The 21495-nt window shown below is 63.1% G+C and carries 27 protein-coding genes; 14 read left to right on the top strand and 13 right to left on the bottom strand.

The window, feature by feature from the left end:
- Positions 1-55: 55 nt before the first annotated feature.
- From RBH20_RS02365 to RBH20_RS02340, 6 genes are all read left to right on the top strand, one after another.
- Positions 56-1219, top strand: coding sequence for a thiolase family protein (locus tag RBH20_RS02365; RefSeq protein ID WP_306705124.1), 1164 nt, complete (start codon positions 56-58; stop codon positions 1217-1219).
- Between the two features lie 126 nt (positions 1220-1345).
- A complete protein-coding gene (locus RBH20_RS02360) occupies positions 1346-2467 on the top strand; it encodes a pyridoxal phosphate-dependent aminotransferase (protein ID WP_306705122.1) in 1122 nt (373 codons plus the stop codon).
- 202 nt (positions 2468-2669) lie between these two features.
- Positions 2670-2948 carry a winged helix-turn-helix domain-containing protein gene (locus RBH20_RS02355; RefSeq protein ID WP_004593670.1) on the top strand — a complete coding sequence of 93 codons (279 nt, stop codon included), beginning with the start codon at positions 2670-2672 and terminating at the stop codon, positions 2946-2948.
- Positions 2949-3000: 52 nt separating this feature from the next.
- Positions 3001-3297 carry a hypothetical protein gene (locus RBH20_RS02350; RefSeq protein WP_005535777.1) on the top strand — a complete coding sequence of 99 codons (297 nt, stop codon included), beginning with the start codon at positions 3001-3003 and terminating at the stop codon, positions 3295-3297.
- A 115-nt stretch (positions 3298-3412) separates the two neighbouring features.
- On the top strand, positions 3413-3646 hold the full coding sequence (locus tag RBH20_RS02345; protein WP_306705115.1) for a DUF2249 domain-containing protein: 234 nt from the start codon (positions 3413-3415) through the stop codon (positions 3644-3646).
- 1 nt (position 3647) lies between these two features.
- Positions 3648-4808 (top strand): hypothetical protein, encoded by a 1161-nt coding sequence (locus RBH20_RS02340; protein WP_306705113.1) that lies wholly within the window; start codon positions 3648-3650, stop codon positions 4806-4808.
- Positions 4809-4826: 18 nt separating this feature from the next.
- On the opposite strand, the gene RBH20_RS02335 is transcribed toward RBH20_RS02340, so the two are convergent.
- The 4 genes from RBH20_RS02335 to RBH20_RS02320 all read right to left on the bottom strand — a co-directional run bounded on the left by RBH20_RS02335 (position 4827) and on the right by RBH20_RS02320 (position 7445).
- Positions 4827-5474 (bottom strand): helix-turn-helix domain-containing protein, encoded by a 648-nt coding sequence (locus RBH20_RS02335; protein WP_306705111.1) that lies wholly within the window; start codon positions 5472-5474, stop codon positions 4827-4829.
- Positions 5475-5539: 65 nt separating this feature from the next.
- Positions 5540-6613 (bottom strand): radical SAM protein, encoded by a 1074-nt coding sequence (locus tag RBH20_RS02330; protein WP_306705109.1) that lies wholly within the window; start codon positions 6611-6613, stop codon positions 5540-5542.
- Positions 6614-6919, bottom strand: a complete 306-nt coding sequence (locus tag RBH20_RS02325) for a CGCGG family rSAM-modified RiPP protein (RefSeq protein ID WP_306705107.1) — start codon at positions 6917-6919, stop codon at positions 6614-6616.
- A gap of 112 nt (positions 6920-7031) precedes the next feature.
- Entirely contained in the window at positions 7032-7445 is a 414-nt protein-coding gene (locus tag RBH20_RS02320; protein WP_306705105.1) for an SRPBCC family protein, read from the bottom strand.
- A gap of 193 nt (positions 7446-7638) precedes the next feature.
- On the opposite strand from RBH20_RS02320, the gene RBH20_RS02315 reads away from it, so the two are divergent.
- The 3 genes from RBH20_RS02315 to RBH20_RS02305 all read left to right on the top strand — a co-directional run bounded on the left by RBH20_RS02315 (position 7639) and on the right by RBH20_RS02305 (position 9672).
- Positions 7639-8274: a helix-turn-helix domain-containing protein gene (locus RBH20_RS02315; protein ID WP_306705103.1), complete on the top strand. Its 636-nt coding sequence runs from the start codon at positions 7639-7641 to the stop codon at positions 8272-8274.
- A 47-nt stretch (positions 8275-8321) separates the two neighbouring features.
- On the top strand, positions 8322-8885 hold the full coding sequence (locus RBH20_RS02310) for an NUDIX domain-containing protein (protein WP_306705101.1): 564 nt from the start codon (positions 8322-8324) through the stop codon (positions 8883-8885).
- A gap of 91 nt (positions 8886-8976) precedes the next feature.
- Positions 8977-9672, top strand: a complete 696-nt coding sequence (locus tag RBH20_RS02305) for an SDR family NAD(P)-dependent oxidoreductase (RefSeq protein ID WP_306705099.1) — start codon at positions 8977-8979, stop codon at positions 9670-9672.
- 9 nt (positions 9673-9681) lie between these two features.
- On the opposite strand, the gene RBH20_RS02300 is transcribed toward RBH20_RS02305, so the two are convergent.
- From RBH20_RS02300 to RBH20_RS02290, 3 genes are all read right to left on the bottom strand, one after another.
- Entirely contained in the window at positions 9682-11421 is a 1740-nt protein-coding gene (locus RBH20_RS02300; RefSeq protein WP_306705097.1) for a histidine kinase N-terminal 7TM domain-containing protein, read from the bottom strand.
- A gap of 42 nt (positions 11422-11463) precedes the next feature.
- Positions 11464-11784 (bottom strand): hypothetical protein, encoded by a 321-nt coding sequence (locus tag RBH20_RS02295; RefSeq protein WP_306705095.1) that lies wholly within the window; start codon positions 11782-11784, stop codon positions 11464-11466.
- A 128-nt stretch (positions 11785-11912) separates the two neighbouring features.
- Positions 11913-12077: a hypothetical protein gene (locus RBH20_RS02290; RefSeq protein ID WP_306705093.1), complete on the bottom strand. Its 165-nt coding sequence runs from the start codon at positions 12075-12077 to the stop codon at positions 11913-11915.
- A 112-nt stretch (positions 12078-12189) separates the two neighbouring features.
- On the opposite strand from RBH20_RS02290, the gene RBH20_RS02285 reads away from it, so the two are divergent.
- The 5 genes from RBH20_RS02285 to RBH20_RS02265 all read left to right on the top strand — a co-directional run bounded on the left by RBH20_RS02285 (position 12190) and on the right by RBH20_RS02265 (position 17321).
- On the top strand, positions 12190-13158 hold the full coding sequence (locus RBH20_RS02285) for a molybdopterin-binding protein (protein WP_306705091.1): 969 nt from the start codon (positions 12190-12192) through the stop codon (positions 13156-13158).
- Between the two features lie 206 nt (positions 13159-13364).
- Entirely contained in the window at positions 13365-14330 is a 966-nt protein-coding gene (locus RBH20_RS02280) for a hypothetical protein (RefSeq protein ID WP_306705089.1), read from the top strand.
- Between the two features lie 80 nt (positions 14331-14410).
- Positions 14411-15235: an aldo/keto reductase gene (locus RBH20_RS02275; RefSeq protein WP_306705087.1), complete on the top strand. Its 825-nt coding sequence runs from the start codon at positions 14411-14413 to the stop codon at positions 15233-15235.
- Positions 15236-15461: 226 nt separating this feature from the next.
- A complete protein-coding gene (locus RBH20_RS02270; RefSeq protein WP_306705085.1) occupies positions 15462-16574 on the top strand; it encodes a glutamate-cysteine ligase family protein in 1113 nt (370 codons plus the stop codon).
- A gap of 69 nt (positions 16575-16643) precedes the next feature.
- Positions 16644-17321, top strand: coding sequence for an MBL fold metallo-hydrolase (locus tag RBH20_RS02265; RefSeq protein ID WP_306705082.1), 678 nt, complete (start codon positions 16644-16646; stop codon positions 17319-17321).
- Between the two features lie 24 nt (positions 17322-17345).
- Here the strand turns inward: RBH20_RS02265 and RBH20_RS02260 are convergent, their stop codons facing one another.
- From RBH20_RS02260 to RBH20_RS02235, 6 genes are all read right to left on the bottom strand, one after another.
- Positions 17346-17657 carry an NAD-binding protein gene (locus RBH20_RS02260; protein WP_306705080.1) on the bottom strand — a complete coding sequence of 104 codons (312 nt, stop codon included), beginning with the start codon at positions 17655-17657 and terminating at the stop codon, positions 17346-17348.
- A complete protein-coding gene (guaA, locus tag RBH20_RS02255) occupies positions 17654-18571 on the bottom strand; it encodes a glutamine-hydrolyzing GMP synthase (protein WP_306705079.1) in 918 nt (305 codons plus the stop codon). Before guaA ends, RBH20_RS02260 begins: the two co-directional genes overlap by 4 nt.
- Positions 18571-20232, bottom strand: coding sequence for a CTP synthase (locus RBH20_RS02250; RefSeq protein WP_306705078.1), 1662 nt, complete (start codon positions 20230-20232; stop codon positions 18571-18573). The genes guaA and RBH20_RS02250 overlap by 1 nt, the downstream gene beginning before the upstream one ends.
- Before the next feature lie 77 nt (positions 20233-20309).
- Positions 20310-20501, bottom strand: a complete 192-nt coding sequence (locus tag RBH20_RS02245) for a hypothetical protein (RefSeq protein ID WP_306705077.1) — start codon at positions 20499-20501, stop codon at positions 20310-20312.
- Between the two features lie 66 nt (positions 20502-20567).
- The gene (locus RBH20_RS02240; RefSeq protein WP_306705076.1) at positions 20568-20741 is read right to left on the bottom strand and encodes a hypothetical protein; all 174 of its coding nucleotides are present in this window, start codon (positions 20739-20741) and stop codon (positions 20568-20570) included.
- A gap of 135 nt (positions 20742-20876) precedes the next feature.
- Positions 20877-21470, bottom strand: a complete 594-nt coding sequence (locus RBH20_RS02235) for an alpha/beta hydrolase (RefSeq protein WP_306705075.1) — start codon at positions 21468-21470, stop codon at positions 20877-20879.
- Positions 21471-21495: the final 25 nt, after the last annotated feature.

Raw genomic sequence — 21495 nt, 5'->3', positions numbered from 1 at the left:
GACGCCGTCCATCGTCGGGCGAACAATATTGTAGGATTAGGTTCATGTAGCTCGTATGACTGATGTGGTTCTGGTCGACGGCGCACGCACTGCACACGGTGAACTGCTGGGAGGGCTTGCAGACCGAAGCGCGATAGCGCTTGGCAGTGCAGCTGTCGAGGGACTGCTCAACCGGACCAGCGTCGATGAAGACAGTGTCGACTGGGTTGGCCTTGGAAACGCGGTGCAGGCCGGCGTCGGTCAGGTCCCGGCCAGACAGGTCGTCGTCGAATCGCCGCTCCCTGACGATGTCGCCGCGACGACACTGAACGAGGCGTCGGGGTCGGGACTGCGAGCAATCACGACCGCCGCCGACCGTATTGAGGCCGGTCGGGCATCGGTGTGTCTCGCCGGCGGCATGGAGTCGATGTCGAACGCGCCGTATCTCGTCCCGGACATGCGTGGCGGTCGCCGCCACGGAAACAGCGAACTCGTCGATGCGATGATCTGGGACTCGCTGTGGGACAAACACTACGACGCGCATATGGGCATGCTGACAGAGGAACTCGCCGCCGAGCACGGCATCAGTCGCGAGGCCCAGGACGAGTACGCTCGGCGGAGCAATCATCGAGCCGGTGAGGCTATCCGGTCCGCGAAGTTCACCGAGGAACTCGTTCCCGTAGAAACAGCGGCCGGGCTTGTAACCGAGGACGAAGGGCCGCATCCAGACACGACGATGGATAAGCTGGCGGCGCTCCCACCGGCTTTTGCGGACGATGGGACAATCACCGCCGGCAACGCCTCGAAGCTTTCTGACGGGGCAGGTGCGGTGGTACTGGCCGATGCTGAGACAGTTGAGCGCGAGGGACTGGGGCCGATGGCCCACGTCGAGGACTACGCGGTTGCCTACCGCGACCCGTCGGAGTTCTCTATCGCCGTCCGCGACGTCGTTGCAAAGCTGCTGGAGCGCAACGACCTCACCGTGGCCGACGTGGACCACTTCGAACTCAACGAGGCCTTCGCCGCGCAGATGGTATACGTCGCCGACGAACTCGATATCCCCGCCGAGAAGCACAACCCGCTCGGCGGCGCGGTGGCGCTCGGCCACCCAATCGGGGCCAGCGGTGGGATCCTCACGACCACGATGCTGTATGCGATGGAGCGAGCGGACCATCACCGCGGCATCGTGGGGATGAGTGTCGGCGGTGGCGGGGCGATTGCGATGTCTGTGGTGCGCTGAGGAGCCGCCAACGACGAGGCGGATGACCGTCTCCCCGCCACGGCGTGGTGACGCTGGAGGCACCGAGAGTTGAGCGCGGCCGGGGAATCGGGAAGAATTATCGGGCCGGCCGCCCCCAGAGAAAGTATGACTGGATTCTCCCGGCGGGTAGAGCAGGTATCGATCTCGGGCATCCGCGAAGTGTTCGAGGCGGCGGGCGAGGACGCTATCAACCTCGGCCTGGGTCAGCCGGACTTCCCGACGCCGCAGCATGCCCGCGAAGCGGCTGTCGAGGCAATTCAGGCGGGAGAGGTCGACGCTTACACGTCGAACAAGGGGACTGAGGAACTCCGAGAAGCCATCGCCGCCAAACACGAGCGGGATAACGACCTCGACGTCGACCCCGGAGACATCATTGCCACGTCGGGTGGGAGCGAGGCGCTGCATATCGCGCTGGAAGCCCACGTTGATGCGGGACAGGAGGTTATCTTCCCAGACCCGGGATTCGTCTCCTACGACGCCCTGACACACCTCTCAGGCGGGACGCCGCGGCCCGTCCCACTGCGCGAGGATCTCACGATGGCCCCCGAGATAGTCGAGGAGGCCATCACCGACGACACGGCGGCGTTCGTCGTGAACTCGCCCGCGAACCCGACCGGGGCAGTGCAGTCCCCCGAGGACATGCGAGAGTTCGCCCGTATCGCCGATGAGCACGACGTACTGTGTATCTCCGACGAGGTGTACGAACACCAGGTGTTCGAGGGCGAGCACCGCTCGCCGGCGGAGTTCAGTGACACGGGCAACGTCGTCATCGTCAACGCCTGCTCGAAGGCGTACTCGATGACTGGCTGGCGGCTCGGCTGGGTCACCGGGGCGACGGACCGCATCGAGCGGATGCTGCGGGTCCACCAGTACGCACAGGCCTGTGCGTCGGCCCCGGCACAGTACGCCGCCGAGGCGGCGCTGACCGGGCCACAGGAGCCCGTCGCGGAGATGCGCGAGGCGTTCCAAGAGCGCCGCGACGTGCTGCTGGATGGCCTCGACGAGATGGGACTGGACTGTCCCACGCCCAAGGGCGCGTTCTACGCGATGCCGAAGGTTCCCGACGGCTGGGTGGACGAGGTCATCGACCGCGGGGTCGTGGTCGTACCCGGCGACGCCTTCGGCGAACACGGCGCTGGCTACGCCCGCATCTCCTACGCGACGGACATGGAGACGCTGAAGGAGGCCATCGACATCATGGCCGACGCGACGGCGGCGGTCCGCTGAGCGCTCGCAAGCGAGTGGGCCCGCGGACAGTCGTCCCGAAATTGGAACAGTCTCGGAAGAGAGTGCGAAGAAACGCTTTATTTGCCGCCTGTCTTGACTCGCGTATCCCATCGTGGTATATGAATCAAAGTCCAGCGCACTGTTCGACGGGGAGAGACAGGACTATACGACGGGCAGACACAGTTCCCGGGAGGACAGTGGGATGGAGAAAGCGCTCTGGTATCTGCTGACGGCGACACGCGGCGGTGCCAACCGGGCGCGTATCATCGATGCTCTCTCGGACCGACCGATGAACGCCAACGAACTCGCCGACGAACTCGACGTGGGCTACAAGACGATCAGACATCACATGGAACAGCTAGAGGACCACGACGTGGTCGAATCCGGCGACGAAGAGTACGCCAAACTCTACTTCCTGACCGACCGGTTCGACAACTACCGTGACACCTTCGAAGAAATCGTGGAGAAGATGGACGAATGAGGGGACAAACCACCATCCGGACCGTGGCCAGCCAACAGGAGCGGTGGTGCTGATGGCGATGGGACCGCTCATCACCGCCGCAGCCATCGTTGGCGGGCTTAACGTCCTATTGTTGCTCCCACTGCTGGGCGTCTGGGTCCGCAACTACGCGACGTTCCGGACGGGACTCGTCGCCGGCCTCATCGCTTTCGCCGTCGCGATGCTCGCCGAGAACGCCATCGCTGTCTACTTTTTCTTCTCGATGCAGAGCTTCTACGCCGGCGACCCACACGTCCAGCAAGCTGTACTGGTCCTGCGCTCGTTACAGTTCGTCGCGATTGCTGGACTGAGCTACACCACGCTTCGGTAGCGCGATACCATAGCAGTATGCTAGGGCTTTCAGCCTCCGATCACAGTGCTGTACCGCTACAGAGGCGAACACGTTCGGGGCAAGCGCCTGACTGGCGGAGACCGTTGTCGGACGTATGAGCACAGATCACCAAGAATCGGTACAGGAACTCGACGTCCGAGATGTCGACGGGGAACCGTTCGAACAGATTATGAGCGCCCTCGACGCTGTCAGCGAAAGCGAGGCGCTCCGGTTGGTGAACAGTTTCGAACCGGTGCCGCTGTACGACGTCCTCATAAAAAAAGGGTACCAGTACGACACGGAACAAATCGCCGACGAAGAGTGGCACGTCACGATCAGGCCGGAGTGAGATGCGACCCGAGCGTGCCTCGCGGTGGTTCGTCACCGCCAGCGCGCTGTTTTTCATCGGCTTCCACGCCGCGATGGCGGTCGCAGCGCCCCGCCGCGTGGTCGTCACGCTCGGTCTGTACGGGTTCGTCCTGCACGTCCTGTTCGGGAAGGCTTACGCGCTTGTGCCGTCGTACTTCGATCGGGACCTCGCGTGGGAACTGGGGCCTGCCGTCCAGTTCCCGCTGTCCGTCCTCGGCACAACAGGGCTGGCGCTTACACCGCTCGGTCCACCGTGGCTCCGACCAGTCGGGACTGCGCTCTGGGCCGGCGGCGTCGCAGTGTTTCTCAGCACGCTAGGATGGACAATTCGCGACAACGTCACTGGCGTGGCAACAGGGACCGGCGGTCCAAACGCCCACAGGGAGCCGGTCGACCGGACTGCCAACGTCGCAGTCCCGATAGCGCTCGGCTACCTCGCACTTGCGACCGGTGGTGCGCTCGTTACCGTCGCCGGCTTCGGGTCGGTACTCCCCCAACAACTGTCGCACTTGCTCGCTACGGGGACAGCCGCGCTGTTCGTCTTCGGCGTCGGTTTCCGGCTGTTTCCCCGGTTTCTGGTTGCCGAAGCGCCGCGACCGATCGTTACGGTAGTCATCGCTGCCGGCGCTGTCGGTCCCGCATTGCTCGGCTTCGGGCTGTTCGAACCCGGACTTCTCCTCGTCGGTGGCGTCATCGAGGCTATCGCGGTCGCAGGATTCACGCTGTCATATCTGGTCCTGTTCCTGCGGTCGGAGCGCCGTCGAGTCGGGTTCTACGCGGTGCTACTGGCAGTGGTGTTCGGGGTCGTCGGTATCGGACTCGGACTGATTATCGCCGCAACCGGTCGGGACCCGGCGCTGGTCAGCGCACACTATCGGGCGATGTTGGCGGGCTTTCTCGGACTCACTGTGGTCGGGGCGACGTTCCAGTTCTATCCGCCGGCCGTCGGCGTCTGGCCCTACGCTGATGACCGGACTGCGCTGCTGTCGATTGGGCTGCTTGGTGGTGGACTCGGCATACAACTACTCGGTCTCATCGGTCGGTTCGGCTGGATGAGATCAGTCGGCACAGTGGCTGGCGTTGTCGGCGCACTCTGCTATACGTATCTCCTGTTAGCGGCATTCGCTCGCCGATGGCAGTAGGAGCTCCCCGTCACGAGCCTACTCCGCGACAATGCTGTCGAGCAGTTTCGTCTGGGCGGCGGCGAGGTGTTCCGCGAACGTCGAGACAGAGATATCCAGTTCCGCCGCCACGTCGCCAGCGTTGGCTCCTTTCGGATACTCGAAGTACCCCATCTCAACGGCGGTTTCGAGCACTTCTTGCTGCCGGTCGGTGAGTTTACTTCGGTCGACAAGAATCGAGTCCACCGGGTCAACGTCGCCGTTCCGCCGCATCGATCGGAGCGAGACGCCGTCATACAGTTCTTTCAGCCGCGTCACGATAGCGCGAACCCGGTCGACATCGGGAACGTGGAAGGTCAGGTGGAGCTGTCCGCCCTCGGCACGGATATCCGCGACCGGACAGTCATATGTTTCGACCGCCTCGCAGACGCACTCAGTTCGCGACCGAGAAAACTGGTAGCGCGTCCCATTGCCTGTCGCGAACACTTTGTCCATGTCTTCCCGTGCTTCGATTTCCCCGTCGTCAGTGTCCGTGGCGGTGAACTCTTCGATGACTTGCCCGTCTGCATCTGGGCTGCTTCGGGCGACATCGGTCACTGCCGTGCCCGCCTCATCTGAGACGCTCGCCACTGGACAGGCCCCGGGGGTGTCGACCGACAGCTCCACTCTGATGCCGGAGTCGCTCATATGAGATACTGTGACACCACGTTACAAAACGGGCGAGGCGCGTTCCCACGGAGTGAAAAACCCCCTCAATCTGCTGGGTGCTGATCGGGAACCGATCCCTCGAACCCATCCGGCTGGTAGTCACACAGCGGGTCCGCAGCCAGCGGGTCCCCTGTCGTCGCATACGCCCGCGACCGGCTGCCGCCACAGACTGTTCGGTATCGACAGGCCCCGCATTTGCCCGTCAGCGCGTCATCATCCCTGAGTTGCTGGAACAGGGATGACTCCCGATAGATGTCTACGACGCTTTCCTCGCGGACGCTACCAGCCGATTTCGGCAGGAACCCGGAGGGGAACACCTCGCCGGTGTGGCTCACGAAGGCGAATCCCTTGCCAGCGCGAATGCCCCTCCGGCGTTTGAGCCCGCTGGCCCCCTCCTCCTGATTCTGCATCGCGACGCGCCGGTAGTGGGGCGCTTCAGTCGTCTTGAGGCCGAACGGGGCCTCGTCGCTGACCTCGTGGAGCCACGACAGCACGCGCTCCGCTCGCTCGGGATCAATCGGCGTCAACACTCGCCCGCGGCCGACCGGAACGAGGAAAAACACCGACCACAGCACCGCGTCGAGGTCCGCAACGAGGTTCCGGATAGCCGGCAGTTGCTCGACCGTTTCTGCACTGACGGTGGTGTTGATCTGCAGTGGAATATCGAGGTCACGAGCCGCCTCGGCGGCCTCCATCGTCGCCTCGAAGCTCCCGGACTCACCCCGGAAGGTATCATGAGACTCGCTGTCGCCGCCGTCGATGGACAGGGCCAGCCGCCGGAGTCCGGCGTCGTCGAGTTCGATTAGTCGGTCTCGCGTGATGGAGTTCGTCCCGCTGGGCGTCAGCGTCATCCGAAGCCCCTGCTCGGTCCCGTAGTCGACGAGTTCCGGGAGATCTTCCCGAGCGAGCGGGTCCCCGCCCGAGAGGACGACCAGTTGGCCGTCGCCAAAGTCGCGGGCCTGATCCAGCAGTGCCTTCCCCTCTGCCGTCGAGAGTTCGTCGGGATGTCGGCGGGGTTGGGCGTCGGCCCGGCAGTGTTTGCAAGCCAGTTCACAGGCCTGTGTCACTTCCCAGATCAGCACAAGCGGCTGCTCGTCAAGGTCGAGTTTCCCGCGCATCTATGCCTCCCGGTGGACGCGGGTAACGTGGCCCCCACAGCCACACTGCTGGACGTACTCCGTTGTGATCGTCTCACCGAACGCTTCCTCCAGCGCGTCGAACAGATAGGTTTCCGGGTGGCCGTGGTCGGCGTGGCTCACCAGATTGACGTGATTCCCAGCCGTCGTCATCTCGACGGCGTCGATGGCCTGTTCGACGACCAAGTCGGAGTCTTCGGCGTGTGCGGGCGTCTCCAGGTTCGCCGACCAGGAGTTGTCGTGAACCTCGGTCGTGACCGGCGACACGTCCTCGTGGGAGTGGCTCATATGTACCCGTTATCGGCGGGCGTCCCTCGGTCCTCTCCCGAAGATGTTCGGGTTACTATACACACCGGATAGCAGAGAGTCGATCTCCGAACAGCCGCTATCACACGTCCCGCTACGACACCTGATCGACGAGCCAGTCGAACTGCTTGTTCAGTTCCTTCTTGCGCTGTCGCGAGATCACGGTCGAATCGATCATCTCGCCGAGGACCGGGAGGTCGAGTGCGCTGTACTCCGTCGTCGCCGTGACTTCGGTCCCGCCGTCGACGGCCTCGACGGTGTATTCTGTCATCATTGACTCAAAGATACCTTGCTGCTGCTCGTACCGCAGCACTGTGTCAGTCTCGACGATTTCGAGGTCCAGTTCGATTTCGAAGAGTCCGACGCGGTTCGTGATGCCGAGGTCGTCGCCGTCGAGTGTTACCTCGTCGAACCCTGCCGCAAGCATAAACGGCTCCACGTCAGTTATGAGGGCAGTGACTGTTTCTGGATCGGCCGGGACCATCTGGGTCAGTGAGACACGCTCCATACCAGACGGCCAGTGGCCGGCGGAATAAGCGTTCGCCATACCCGGAGATGTTCGACGCTGTGGTTTTGACCGGCTTAGCCTCGTGTTGACAGCGTGTGACAGTACGCCCCAAGTTTCTTATCCTCACCCAAACTAAACGAACATGTTCGGGAATATCGCCGCGGGGGTTGGGCGAATATATTCGGATACACCAATGCCACACGCTGAACTCACGCTCACGATTCCGGAGGAGATTTGGATCGGCGACGTCTCGCGAGCGTACGACGACGCGACGTTTCGCATCCTGTCTGCGCTCCCCGGCGAGGACTCCGGTGTCGGGTTAGCGGAGATCACATCGGACGACCTCCCAGCGGTTCTCCGTGATATTGAAAATCGCGAGTCGGTCACGACTCTTGAGATACTCTCTCACCGGGACGACAGCGCACTGGTGCAGTTCGAGACCTCGATGCCACTCCTGCTCTTCCCGGTGCAGGGCTCGGGTGTCCCGCTTGAGATGCCGTTTACCCTGTCCAACGGCGAAGCCGTCTGGGAGATATCAGCGCCACAGGAGCGGCTCTCCGAACTCGGCGAGCAACTGGAAGAGTTCGGTATCTCATTCAATGTTGACCGCATCCAGCAACACCTCGAAACCGAGCAGATACTCACTGATAGCCAACTGGAGCTGGTTCAAGAGGCCATCGACGCGGGCTACTACGACACGCCACGGGAGTGCTCGCTGACGGAACTGGCGGACCGCGTCGGTATCGCGAAGTCGACCTGCAGCGAGACGCTCCACCGCGCGGAGGAACAGATACTCAAGCAGTTCGTTTCGGACCTCCCCGCGCGGTGACGGGAAGTCGAAGCGCGTAATACGCGCCTCTGTGAGAGGTACGACATATGAGTTCCGACGCGGTCGACGAGACGCACGAAAACGCCCGACAGGAGGTTATCGCGGTAGACGCCGACGACAACAAGGAAGGGCTGGTCAATCGGCTGGACGCCCACACCGGCGAGGGAGTCCGCCACCGCGCGTTCACCGCCCTGCTGTTCGACGAGAACGACCGAATCCTGCTCGCACAGCGCGCGGCAAACAAACGCCTCTGGGATACGCACTGGGACGGCACCGTCGCCTCCCACCCCGTCGAAGGCCAGACACAGGTCGAAGCCACCGAGGAACGGCTCGAAGAGGAACTGGGTATCGACCCTTCACAGTACCAGAATCTCCGCGTGACCGATCGGTTCGAGTACAAGCGCTACTACGAGAACGCCGGCCTCGAATGGGAAGTCTGTGCGGTCTTGCAGGCCACGCTCCACGACACCTCACTGGAACCGAATCCCGAGGAGGTCGACGGCCTCATGTGGGTTCCCTACGAGCGACTCCGCGAACACCCCGAGTACTACCGTCAGCTCCGCCTCTGTCCATGGTTCGAAATTGCGATGCGCCGGGACGAGGAACGGTAACGCCGACGCTCACTGACAGCACGGTCGACAGGTATTGCAGTGACGCCACCCTGACCCGCCCTCTTTTCGGCCCCGCCGCCTAACCCCGGGTATGGACGTTCCGCTGTACGACTCCCTTGACGGTCAGATCGTGCTCGTCACCGGAGCCACGCGGGGCATCGGGAAGGCAATCGCCGACAGGCTGGTCGACCTCGACGCGACGGTGTACGCCGGCGCTCGTGATACTGACGACATCGCGGCTACGGACCGCCACGCTATCGAACTCGACGTGACCGACGACGGGATGGTCGCCGCGGTCGACCGCATCGAGCGCGAGCAGGGCCGGCTCGACGTGCTGATCAACAACGCTGGTGTGATGGACTCACGGGAGCCGCTCGATGAGATGCCGACCGATGTTATCGACCACACCCTCGACACGAATCTCCGGGGAGCGGTGCTCATGACGAAGTATGCCCTCCCGCTGTTGCTGGCCGAGGCGGGCGGCCGCGTCGTCACCATGTCCTCCGGGCTGGGCGCTATCACCGAGAGCCAGTCAGGCGGCACGCCGGCCTACCGCATCTCGAAGACAGGCGTCAACGGGCTGACGAAGTACCTCGACGGCGAGTACGCGGCCGACGGCCTCATCGCCAACTCGGTGTGTCCGGGCTACGTTCAGACGGACATGACTGAGGGGAGCGCCCCACGAACGCCCGAAAAAGGGGCTGAAACACCAGTCTGGCTCGCTCGGTTCCGACCCGATGCGCCAAGCGGGCGGTTCTGGCGCGACAGAGCTGAAATCGAGTGGTAGCAGCCGCGATCAATCAGCGTTCTCGCTGTGGGCCGCCGCTGATACGTCCGTCGCGTGGGCTGGCTCAGCCGCCGGCAGTTGCAGTTCCACAGTCGTTCCCGGCTCGTCCGTGTCGGGGAACGACATCCGGCCGCCAAGGTTCCGGACGATCCAGTTGACGAGCCAGAGCCCAACGCCGGAACCGTGTTTGAGCGGCGTTTCGGTCCCCGAGCGGATGACCTCACGCTCGTGATCTGTGATACCGGGACCGTTGTCATGAACGGCCACACGGACGCCCGGCGTTCCATCGGCCCGTGTCGCCGTGATTTCGACCGCGACTGGCCCCGCATCGGTCGCCTGATGTTCGACAGCGTTCTCGACAAGTTCCTCCAGCGCGATGAGGACCGATGGACCACCCCGTATCCAGAGATCATCCTCGCAGGTGAGCGTGATCGCCACGTCAGGATGGCGGCCCTGCGCATCGTTCATGACCGAGTCCAGCAGTTTCTGAAGCGGTGTCGGGCTGTGCTGTTCGGTCTCTAGAGCCTCCGTGACTCGGCCAATCTTGTTACTGCGATCGACGATGTCGTCGACCGTGCTGATAATACGGTTGAGTCGTTCGCGTTCGTCGGCGTCGGCCGTATCCCTGAGCAGGTCCGCGTTCCCCTTGACGACGTTCATTTCGTTTCGGATATCGTGACGGAGCAAGCGGTTGAGCACGTCCAGTCGTTGCTCGCGCTGTCGGCGGTCTGTGATATCCCGAAGGCTGATAAGATGGCCCGAGACAACGCCGTACGCGCGGTACAGCGGTATCACGCGCACGTCGTAGTAGCGGACGCTGCCGTCGCGTTCGAGGGCCGTCTCGGTTTGCGTTCGCTCACCGGGGTCGGGGACCGTCTCGGCAAGTGCCGGTGACGTATGCGGTAGCGAGTGGCCCAGAAGCGAGTTCTGGTCTCCGTCGAACAGCGCCGTGGCGGCCGCATTGACATCGACGATGCGGCGCTCGTCGTCGACAATGATGACGAAGTCGTCCATTTCCGTGAAGATAGCTTCCCGACCCAGTTCCCGGGTCACCGGCGCCACATCAAGTAGCTGCCCGCGGAGGATGGCGACCGAGAGGACGGCCCCCGACGCGACGTACCCGAGACTCGTCGGGTTGAACGGAGTCGGTACCGCACCGAGCACGAACAGCGTCTGGACGACCGTCGGGACGGCGATGGCGAGCAACAATGCGACCCCTTGGCCCTGAAACACCTGGTTCGACCGGAACAGCATCCGCAACAGGAGGACACCGCCGGCGAGAATCAACAGCAGTATGTAGGACATGTGCCCCCAGTACATGACTTCGTACGCGGGAGCGAGGGCTACCGACGATGCGGAGACGGATTGTGTCCCGTGGCCGGACCAGATGAGTTCGTGGGCGTGATTCGACCACACGAGCGTGACAAACACCGCCGGTTCGACGAGCAACAGCGCTGTTCGGCGCTGCGTGAGCCAGTGTGGGTGCCCCGTGTACTCGATAACCGTCACGAGCCACGCGACAGGGATGATTACTGAGAGCGTCAGCTGTGCCTGAACGAGGCGCTCCATGGTGGATAACCCCGGCACAGCGAGTTCGATACCGTACGCAACAGCCCAGAGGCTCGCCGCGACGACGAACACTGCCAGCGGTCCTGCCCCTGGCCGGTCCCGGTGGAGCCACACCAGAAAGGCGACAGCCATACCGACAACACCCGACAATAAAACGACAGTAAGCGGCGACAGGACCATTCAGTAGCCTAGCAAAGGCGTCCCTGACATAACTATTCTCGGTCACTTCGACTGCGAACGGAGCGCAGACCAGACCGCAAGCGCACCGAGTGCGAACGCCGGAACAAGCGGGAGCGTGAGATAGGCGTCCCGGAGCGTGAGCCCGAAGTTACTGATGACGGTCTGGGCGGCCGGCAAGAGCAAAATTGCGCCAGGAACGAGGAGGAACGCCACGCCGATCATCCCGACCAGAATCCAGCCGCTCGTTCCGAACTCGGGACCGTCGGCGGCTTCCGTGCCCGTTTCACTGTCCGCACGTGACGTCTCTGTGGACTGTGGCTCCGTGTCAGGGCGATGGACGTAGCCGGATTCGTCGTCAGCCATCGGCACGCACCCCGTCGCACCTGCTCGAACGGTGCGTCACGATGGGCCCACCTCCAGTAATACCGACGGAACAACCTGGCTGCATATCTCGGAGTCAGGCAAGCGTGCGCAAAACGCTAACGGTCCCGCTACTGCGACAGACCGGGTGCTTCCTGGCTCGAGATGTCACGCAGGCTCATCCGATGGCCGCTGTCGGAAGCATGTGCGTCCCGCTGCCCCTCCGCGACCGACGAGTCGTCGTAGAGTCCCTCGAACGCACACTCATGGCAGACAACGTGGTATCTTCCAGCCATACATTTTCTTTCTTCTTTCTATATTTTAAGCGTATCGGTTTCAGATATTATATATATTGCAGTTCCGCAAACAGTCGTCAGGGTATTTATTCACCGCAGCCGATGGAGTAGTATGGTGGATTTCCAGTCCCGTGACACACGCCGGGGTTCGACTGACGGGGAGGACGAGGAGATAGATGAGGCCGAGACGGGGGACGACGAGGAATCCGCAGCAGCCGAGACTGACGACGCGGCCACTAGTTCGGAACCCACCGAAGCAGCGGATACAGCGACGAGGAATGACGACAGAGTCCCAGATGAGGCTGACAGCCCAGATACCTCTGGAACGGATGATACCGCAGAGAACAGTGACGAGTCTACCTCGGAGCCCGAAACTGACAGCTCTGTGACGGAGCGAATCGACGAGGCGGCGGATCACAGTGCGGACAGCCAATCAACGGCTGAAACACAGGACGCTGAAGTGATTGCCGAGGCGACACAGAGACCTGACGAGGGCCCACAGGAAGAACCCCACACTGAGACCCGATCAGCCGCTCAGTCGGAGGAGAAAGCGGCGGTTCAGACAGCGGATGAGACGACAGCGCAGACAGCCACCCAGACAGACGCGGCGCAGGAGCAGTCGGTGGCCACTGCCGTCGTCACAGTCGGGACAGCGACAGAGGAAGGCGACCCGACGGGCGAGGCGGTGGAGACAGCACTCGAAGCGACCGGCCAGACAGTCACAGCCCGTGAGCGCCTTCGAGGAGACTACGACGGCATCCAGGAGGCCGTCGACCGACTGGTCAGGCGTGACGACGTGGCGGTCGTCGTCACTGCCGGTGGCCTCGGTGTCGCCCCGTCGGAGCAGACGCTCGAAGCGGTCCACCCGTTGTTCGAGAAGGCCCTGCCGGGGTTCGAGGAAGTGTACCGGGGCCTTCTTTTCGAGCAGCAGGGGACCAGTGTCATCGCTGTCCGCGCGACGGCCGGAATAGCCGACGGGACGCCAGTGTTTTGCCTGCCCGCAGACCCAGCGGCGGCCCGTGTCGCTATCGACGAGATCATCGCGGCGGAAGCCCCGTCCCTCGTCGCTGAACTGTCCTGACCCAGAGGCGGCGGAGTCATGGTATCAGTCTTGTGTCCGTTTACCCGACTTAACGTGATATTTGCCGGTTCGATCCGGGCAGCCAATTTTGCCGATGCCAACGGCTTGTACTCCTAGATATCGGCCGTTTAAACGGATAAATCGCCGTGAAAGGTCGTTAACTGCGCCCCCCATTGAAGTGGAGACAGTCCACAGGGCCGGGTGTCATGTCCGATCGCAACGCGACACGACGCGGCGTGCTCAAAGGTATCGGCGCGACAGCTGCGGCTGCACTGGGTGGGGCGGCCCTCTCCGGGACGGTTGCGGCGGCCGGTCCCTGGGAGTCCGTCGAGTCCCCGACCGGGAACACCCTCCACGATGTCGAGTACACTACGGCCGGTGCGTACGCGGTGGCGGGTGGTGGTATCGTCCTCGAACGAACTAGTACGGGCTGGCAGAAGGTCATCGGCGGCGGCCCGACCGGCAACGGCAACAGCCTCTACGGGGCCGACGTGACCGACGACGGCAAGGCCCTCTGGTTCGTCGGCGCGTCGGGCGCTATCGGCGAGTACGACGTGGAGTCGGGCGTCCTCACCGACCACAGCGCCCCGATGGACGTCACCAACAATTTCAACGATGTGTCCGTGACCGGCAGCGCCGGCGAGGCGAACGTCTACGTCGCCGGCGACTCCGGCAAGATGTACTACAGCTTCGAGAACGGCGCGAGTGAGACCTGGGACTACACCACGCCCGGCTCGGGATCGGCCATCAACGCCGTCGACTTCCACGGGGTTCGCTCGGGCCACATTGTCGACGGCAACAAGAGCGTCTTCGTCACCGATGACGGCGCAACGTGGAACAAGATCGGCCTCGCCGATGCCAACGTCAACTTCTACGGCGTCGACTCCGACGGCCCGGACGACGTGTGGGTCTCTGGCGGTGGCGGCATGATATTCCACTGGAACGGCTCCGAGTGGATGCCGACTGACACCGGCGACGCCGGCCTGCGCGACATCGAGGTCACCGACGACGACAGTGCTGGCTACACGGTCGGTGGCGGCGGCAAGGTGTACGCCCTCAGCGGTGGCGACTGGACACAGGAGGAGACTCCTGCCGGCGAGAACCTGAAGGCCGTCGTCCGGGGCGGCACCGACATCGCGGTCGGTTCTGGCGGGACTATCCTCGAGAAGTGACGCCACAGTAGCACTGGCTGGTTCGAGGCCGCGACACATCGGAGCCACTGACTTTTCACCGGCCCCCTCCAACACCGTACATGGACGACATTCAGGTCCAAGGAACCTCGGTCCCCGCACTCGGCCTCGGAACGTGGCAGCTCACCGGCCATACCTGCCGTGAGACCGTTGAAACGGCCCTGGAGATGGGTTATCGCCACATCGACACCGCACAGGCGTATGGCAACGAGCGGCAGGTCGGGTTGGGGATGGACGCCACCACGGTCGACCGCGAGGACGTGTTTCTGACGACGAAGCTCGACGGGTCCAACCGCGACGAGCACAGTGTGCGCCGGTCGACCCGCGAGAGCCTGAATAAACTGGGAACAGACTACCTTGACCTCCTGCTCATTCACTGGCCGAACACGCCGTGGATGGCGTCGCTATCCGAGACTCTCGGCGCGATGAACAACCTCGTCGAGGAGGGGCTAGTTCGACACATCGGCGTCAGCAACTTCTCGCCGTCGCTGCTGGACAAAGCACGAGGCATCTCTTCAGCCCCTATTTTCACTGATCAGGTGCAGTACCATCCCTACTGGGACCAGCGGAAACTGCTGGACTACTGTCGCATTCACGACGTGCTCCTGACCGCGTATAGCCCACTGGCTCGCGGCGGCGTCCTCGACGACCCCGCGCTCATCCAGATCGGGAACAGGTACGGGAAATCCCCGGCGCAGGTCGCGCTCCGGTGGCTGGTCCAGCAGGAAGGCGTAGCCGCGATTCCGAAGGCATCGAGCCGCGAGCATCTGGAAGCGAACATGGCGATCTTTGATTTCGAACTCACCGACGCGGAGATGGAGCGGATTCGGGACCCGTCAAAGGTCAAGACGGGCGTGCAGTTCGTCCGGTCACAGTTGCCGTTCTGAGCGGTGTTCCGTTTCGAACCAACGATCTCTGGATAGGAGAGGATTCGGCGGGTGGTGGCACGTATGAAGTATTTTGTAGCGTTTACCCCCGCAATCGTGGCGCATGGTGTGGCAAATATTACTAATCACACAACTATGATAAGCCGTCTGGCCGCATCTTTTGTGTGGTGTGTTACCACTGGATTTCGGCGCGGGAACACACCGATGAACCCACAGCGAGGCCACTGTGTCAGTACACGAATCCGATCCGATACGACGGAGCATCGAAGTGGAGTACTGGGTCATCGACGACGCGGGCCGGCTGGTCGAACCGGGCGCGCTCGTCGACGCAACCCCTGGGGCAGAGCGGGAGTTCGTCGAGCCCCTGCTGGAAGTCAAGACGACCCCGTGTGAGACAGCGACAGAACTGCGCGAGGAACTCCTTGGCCGGCTCGGGTCTGTGCTGCGACGGGCCGACGACCTCGGGAAACGGCTCGTGCCGCTTTCGACCCCAGTCAACGCTGACGAGATTCAGGAGATTCCGTGTGACCGGACCCGGATTCAAAACTGTGTCGTCGGCGACGATTTCGAGTACGTCCGCCACTGTGCCGGCACGCACATCCATGTCGAACAGCAGTCGGGGCGGGAAATCGACCAATTGAACGCGCTGATTGCCATTGACCCCGCGCTAGCGCTCGTCTCATCCTCGCCGTACTTCCGTGGCCGGCGGCTGGCCGACAGTGCGCGCTCGAAGCTGTACCGCTGGATGGCGTACAACTCAGTGCCACACCAGGGCTGGCTGTGGTCGTATCTCGACGACACTGCGGAGTGGGACCGCCGGCTCGAACGGCGCTACGATGAGTTCGTGACCGCGGCTGTCGACGCTGGTGTCGACCGCCGGACTGTCGCAGCGAACTTCGAGCCCGAAAGCACGATCTGGACGCCGGTCCAGCTTCGGGCCGAGTTCGGCACCGTCGAGTGGCGGTCGCCCGACGCTGCACTCCCGAGTCAGGTCCTGCAACTCGCCGATGCTGTTGCGTCTCTCATGGACCACCTCAGGGAAACCGAAGTACGTATCGAGGGCGAAACGGGCCGCGTTACCGACGACGAAATCGTGCTCCCAGAGTTCGATGCTGTCCTTGCATACGCGAACGACGCTATCCGGGACGGAGCCACCTCGGACAGCGTTCGGTCGTATCTCGACCGGATGGGATTCGATGTGGACGCGTACGAGCCGGTCGCGCCGACGTTCGACAGACCGGAACCGGTCACACCTCACGATGCTCGCGAGACTCGGCTCGAACACGCTGACCGACTTCAGGACGATGTGCGACAGGCTGCGCCGGTCGCACTCGATTAGAACCGGAGTCGGCTCGCCGAGACGGAGTGGTGACCAAGGGTTTAGGAATCGCCACACCAATCCCGCGCTATGGTAACGGCGCTCGACGATGATGTCTGGTGGTACGATCTCACGGGCGTCAACGCGACGCTCGTTGACGACGACGGCGCGCTCACGCTCGTGGACACGGGGCTGCCCTGGCACGGGAACGGGCTCGTCGCCGGCCTGAGCGAGGCCGGCTACGAACTCCGGGATCTTGACCGAATCCTCCTCACACACTTCGATTTCGACCACGTCGGCGGACTAACCGCCTTCGACGGCATCGACGTGCCCATCTACGTCGGCAAGCGGGACGCGCCGCTGGTCACCGGTGAGCGGTCGCCGCCGCTGGGAAACCACAAGGGTGCGTTCCAGCGACTCGTCTCACCGTTCGTCGACGCACCGGACAACGACGTTATCCCCCTGGCCGACGGCGATACCGTCGGGAGTTTCACCGCCTATCACACCCCCGGACACACGCCAGGGCACGTCTGCTACGTCAGCGAGTCGCTGTCACTGGGACTGCTAGGTGACCTCGTCCGTGAGGACAGCGGCCGCTTCGAGCCGTCACCGTGGTTGTTGAGTTACGATACCGACGCCGTTGCCCGGAGTGTCAGAGATTTTGCCGAGCGCGCACCACAGTTTGAGATTGCTGTGCCGGGCCATGGCGTTCCCTTCGAAAAAAAAAACGGCTCAGAGCGGCTGGACCGCCTCGCGGCGACGGTGTGAGTAACCGGACCGTGTGGGACTGCGCTACAGTTCCTCGGCGACCGCGTCGGAACCGAGCAGGCCCGGGTCGACGACGAGGTCCGTCTGTCGGCTGGCGAAATCGGGCAGGGAGCCCTCTGCGTAGACGACGATCCGGAGGTCGGGGTTGAGGTCCTTGGCGACGGCGATGGAGGTCGCCTGTGACATCTCAGTCAGCAGGTACACGTCCGCTTCGTGGATGCCGGCCTCCTCCAGCCCGGGGCGGTTGCCCACGTCAGCGACCGTCACAGTGTGTCCCTCGGCTTCGAGCGCGTCCGTGAGTCCGTTGGGGTCCGAGCCGACGAGAACGACGTTCATTCGTACTCGATTGTCGCCGGCGGTTTGTGGGTCACGTCGTAGACGACGCGGGCGACGTTCTCGTGGGCCCCGGTGATGCGCGACTGCATACGCTGGAGCGTGTCCCAGTCGAGTTCCTGTGCGCGGGCGGTCATTCCGTCCCGGCTCTCGACGGAGCGGACGGCGACGACCCAGCCGTGGACGCGGTTGTCGCCCTTGACGCCCGTGGCCTTGCCGATGACGGCAGCGAGCGCCTGCCACGGCTCGTACTCCTCCAGTTCCTCCTCGACGACGTGGTTGGCCTCGCGGGCCACCGCCAGTTTCTCCTCGGTGACCTCGCCGATGATCCGGACGGCGAGTCCCGGACCGGGGAACGGCATCCGCTCGGAGATGATCTCTTCGAGGTTGAGCGCGCGGGCGACCTCACGGACCTCGTCCTTGTAGAGGTCCCGCATCGGCTCGACAATGCCGTCGAAGTCGATGCGTTCGGGGAGACCACCGACGTTGTGGTGGGACTTGATCGTCCCCTCACTCTCGATGCGGTCGGGGTAGATGGTCCCCTGCACCAGGTAGTCGGCGTCAACCTCGCGGGCGACCGTCTCGAACTCCCGGATGAACTGCTCGCCGATGATATGGCGCTTCTCCTCGGGGTCGGTCTCGCCTTCGAGTTCGTCGAGGAAGCGGTCCTGTGCCTCGACAATGCGCAGCGAATCCATGTAATCGAACGTCTCACGGATCTCGTCGGTCTCGCCTTTCCGCATCAGCCCGGTGTCGACGTAGACGGCGGTGAGCTGGTCGCCGATAGCCTCGTAGGCCAGCGCGGCGGCCGTCGAGGAGTCAACACCGCCGGAAAGCCCGATGACGGCGTGCTTGTCCCCGATCTCGTCGGCGATCTCGGCTTTCGCCTCCTCGATGAACTCGTCGACGTTCACCATCAGTGGCTCACCTCCTCAGTCGTCGCAGTGTGGGGGTCGTCGCCAAGGACTGCTTCGAGCAGTCCGACGAACGGCGGGCTGGCACGCGTCGGCCGGGAGCGGAACTCCGGATGGAACTGCGTCCCGATGAAATAGGGGTGGTCCTCGGGTTCGAGTTCGAGTATCTCCATACGGTTTTCGGCGTAGCCAGAGAACTTCAGCCCGGCGGCTTCGAGGTCGTCGATGTACTCGGGGTTGACCTCGTAGCGGTGGCGGTGCCGCTCCGTGCAGGACTCGCCGCCGTACAGCGTTGCGGCGAGCGTGTTCGCGTTGATTTCGGTTTCATGAGCACCCAGCCGCATCGTCCCGCCCATGTCCTCGATTTCGTACTGCTCGGGGAGGATATCGATGACGGGGTGTGGCGTGTCCTCGTCCAGTTCCGCCGAGTGGGCGGCGTCCAGATCCAGTACGTTGCGGGCGTACTCGACGACAGCCATCTGGAAGCCGAGACACAGCCCGAGGAACGGAACGTCGTTCTCGCGGGCGTACCGGATCGCCTCGATTTTACCCTCCGTGCCGCGGGCACCGAAGCCGCCCGGCACGACGATAGCATCGGCCTCGCGCATCCGGTCAGCATGGTGGTCATTCATTTTCTCGGAGTTGACCCACCGGACGTTCACGTCGACGTTCTTCTCCAGGCCGGCGTGTTTCAGCGCCTCGTGGACGGACATGTAGGCGTCTTCGAGGTCGTACTTGCCGACAAGCGCGACTTCGACCTCGCCTTCGGTGTTCTGGGTGACGAGGTCGCGCCAGCAGTTCTCCCGTTCGTCTTCCGGCAGCGCCTCCGAGGCGATGTCCAGTTCTTCCATCACGTACTGATCGAGGCCTTCCTCCTCGACCATCAGCGGGACGTGATAGATATCGTCGACGTCCGGGTTCGAGAAGACTGCTTCCGTCGGCACGTCACAGAACAGTGCGATCTTCTCCTTCGTGTCGATGTCGAGTTTGTCCGAACAGCGGCCGACCAGAATGTCGGGCTGAAGACCGATAGAGCGCAGTTCCTTCACAGAGTGTTGGGTCGGCTTGGTCTTCTGCTCGCCGTTTTTCGAGTAGGGGACGAGCGTGACGTGGGTAAAGAGAATATCGTCCTCGTCCTCCTCGTGGGCAAACTGTCGGAGCGCTTCGAGATACGGCATCCCTTCGATGTCTCCAACCGTGCCGCCAACTTCAATGATACAGACGTCGTTGCCTTCGGCGGCCTCGCGGATACGGCGCTTGATATCGTCGGTGATATGCGGGATAATCTGGACCGTGCGACCGAGGTAGTCGCCGGACCGCTCCTTCTCGATGACGTGCTGGTAGGTCTTCCCCGTCGTGACGTTGTGGTCGAAGGTCATGTCGATGTCGAGGAACCGCTCGTAGTTCCCCAGATCGAGGTCGACTTCCCCGCCGTCTTTGAGCACGTACACCTCGCCGTGCTGGAAGGGATTCATCGTACCGGCATCGACGTTCAGATACGGGTCAATCTTGACCGCTGTAACGTCGAACCCGGCGTTTTTGAGTAATCTACCTGTGCTGGCGGCGGTGATGCCTTTCCCCAGGCCAGACATCACGCCACCGGTGACGAAGATGAACTTCCGACCCAGTTCTGGGTCGTAGTCCGTTTCGGGTTCGGTCGGCATACCGACGGTGAACCCCGCGTAGTCTAAACGGTTTCGGAGCGCGCACTGTTCGCCACCCCGTCGCAGTGTCAACGCGACTACAGTGACGGCTGCGTGAGGACGCGCCACGCTGCCACGAGAACAGCCAGCGACAGCGCCGAGAACAGCGCATCACCGGGACTGGAGCCGATTGCGATGAACAGCAGGTAGCCGGCGACGAACCCACCCAGAAGCGAGACGACGCCGTGCCGTGTCGAGTGAGACACCGCCGCCCTGGTTCGCGTTGACATACAACATTATTTATCAGTATATAGTATAAATGTACCTTCGGTATCCGTGGGCGGGTTCGGCGACGGTCAGGACTTGAGCACGCCGGATCGGATGGCGAAGTACGTCCCGATAGCACCAGCCGAGGCGAGCACAAGCGCCCGTGCCGGCCCGCCCGCGACGAGTGCCGTCTGCATCAGTACTAACAGCGTCACCAGCGTGGCGAGAAACGACACAGCAGCGAACGCGAGCGGGCGATCCATGATTGAAAATCGAGCCGACAGCGCCTCTGTCTTTCGATACTATCCAGCAGGTGTGGGGCCTGAACGATACGTTCACTGGGCGCTGAACTGGCGACAGGAATCGACCACGGACCCTGAACAGTGGGTTCCCAGCAGCTACAGGTGGTCGCGGAGAAAGGGCCCAACTGTCTCGCCGATACGGCCGCTCTGACCGACGAAATGGTGGTCGGCTGGCAGGTGCTCAACTGTCTGGCCCAGCTCGGTGGCCCGGTCGACGACCGGGTCCCAGTCCACTGTCGCATCGCGCTCCCCGACCACGACCTGCACTGGACAGTCGATGGCCTCAAGCGCGGCAACAACGTCGAGGTGCTCGGTCACTCCGGCCGGTGGTGCAAGCACTGACAGGGCCACGGGGTCGGCCGCAGTGTCGTGTTCAGCGGCCGCACAGAGCGCCACAGCCGCGCCGAAACTGTAGCCAAACAGGCCGACTGCGTCGTACCCCTCGTCGGCCCATACCAGCGCGTTTTCGGCGTCGGCCCGCTCGCCACGGCCCTCGTCCCACGCGCCGTAGTCGAAGCGGAGACAGCCGATATCGGGGGCCAGCGCATCACTGACCGCTTTCAGGCGCGTGTCCGACCGCTTACCGCCGTACTGCGGATGGGGCGGGCACGCGACGACGACGGCATCCGATGCCGGCCGGTCGAGCGATGCGGTGACATCTCGCCCGCCCGGTATCCCGACGGTAGTCATACGTGTTCACTCGTCATCCCTCTGT

It is taken from the genome of Haloarcula sp. H-GB4, from assembly GCF_030848575.1.
GTDB lineage: Archaea > Halobacteriota > Halobacteria > Halobacteriales > Haloarculaceae > Haloarcula.
Note: the sequence above shows the minus strand (reverse complement) of the source record. Positions and strands in the feature narration are given on the sequence as shown.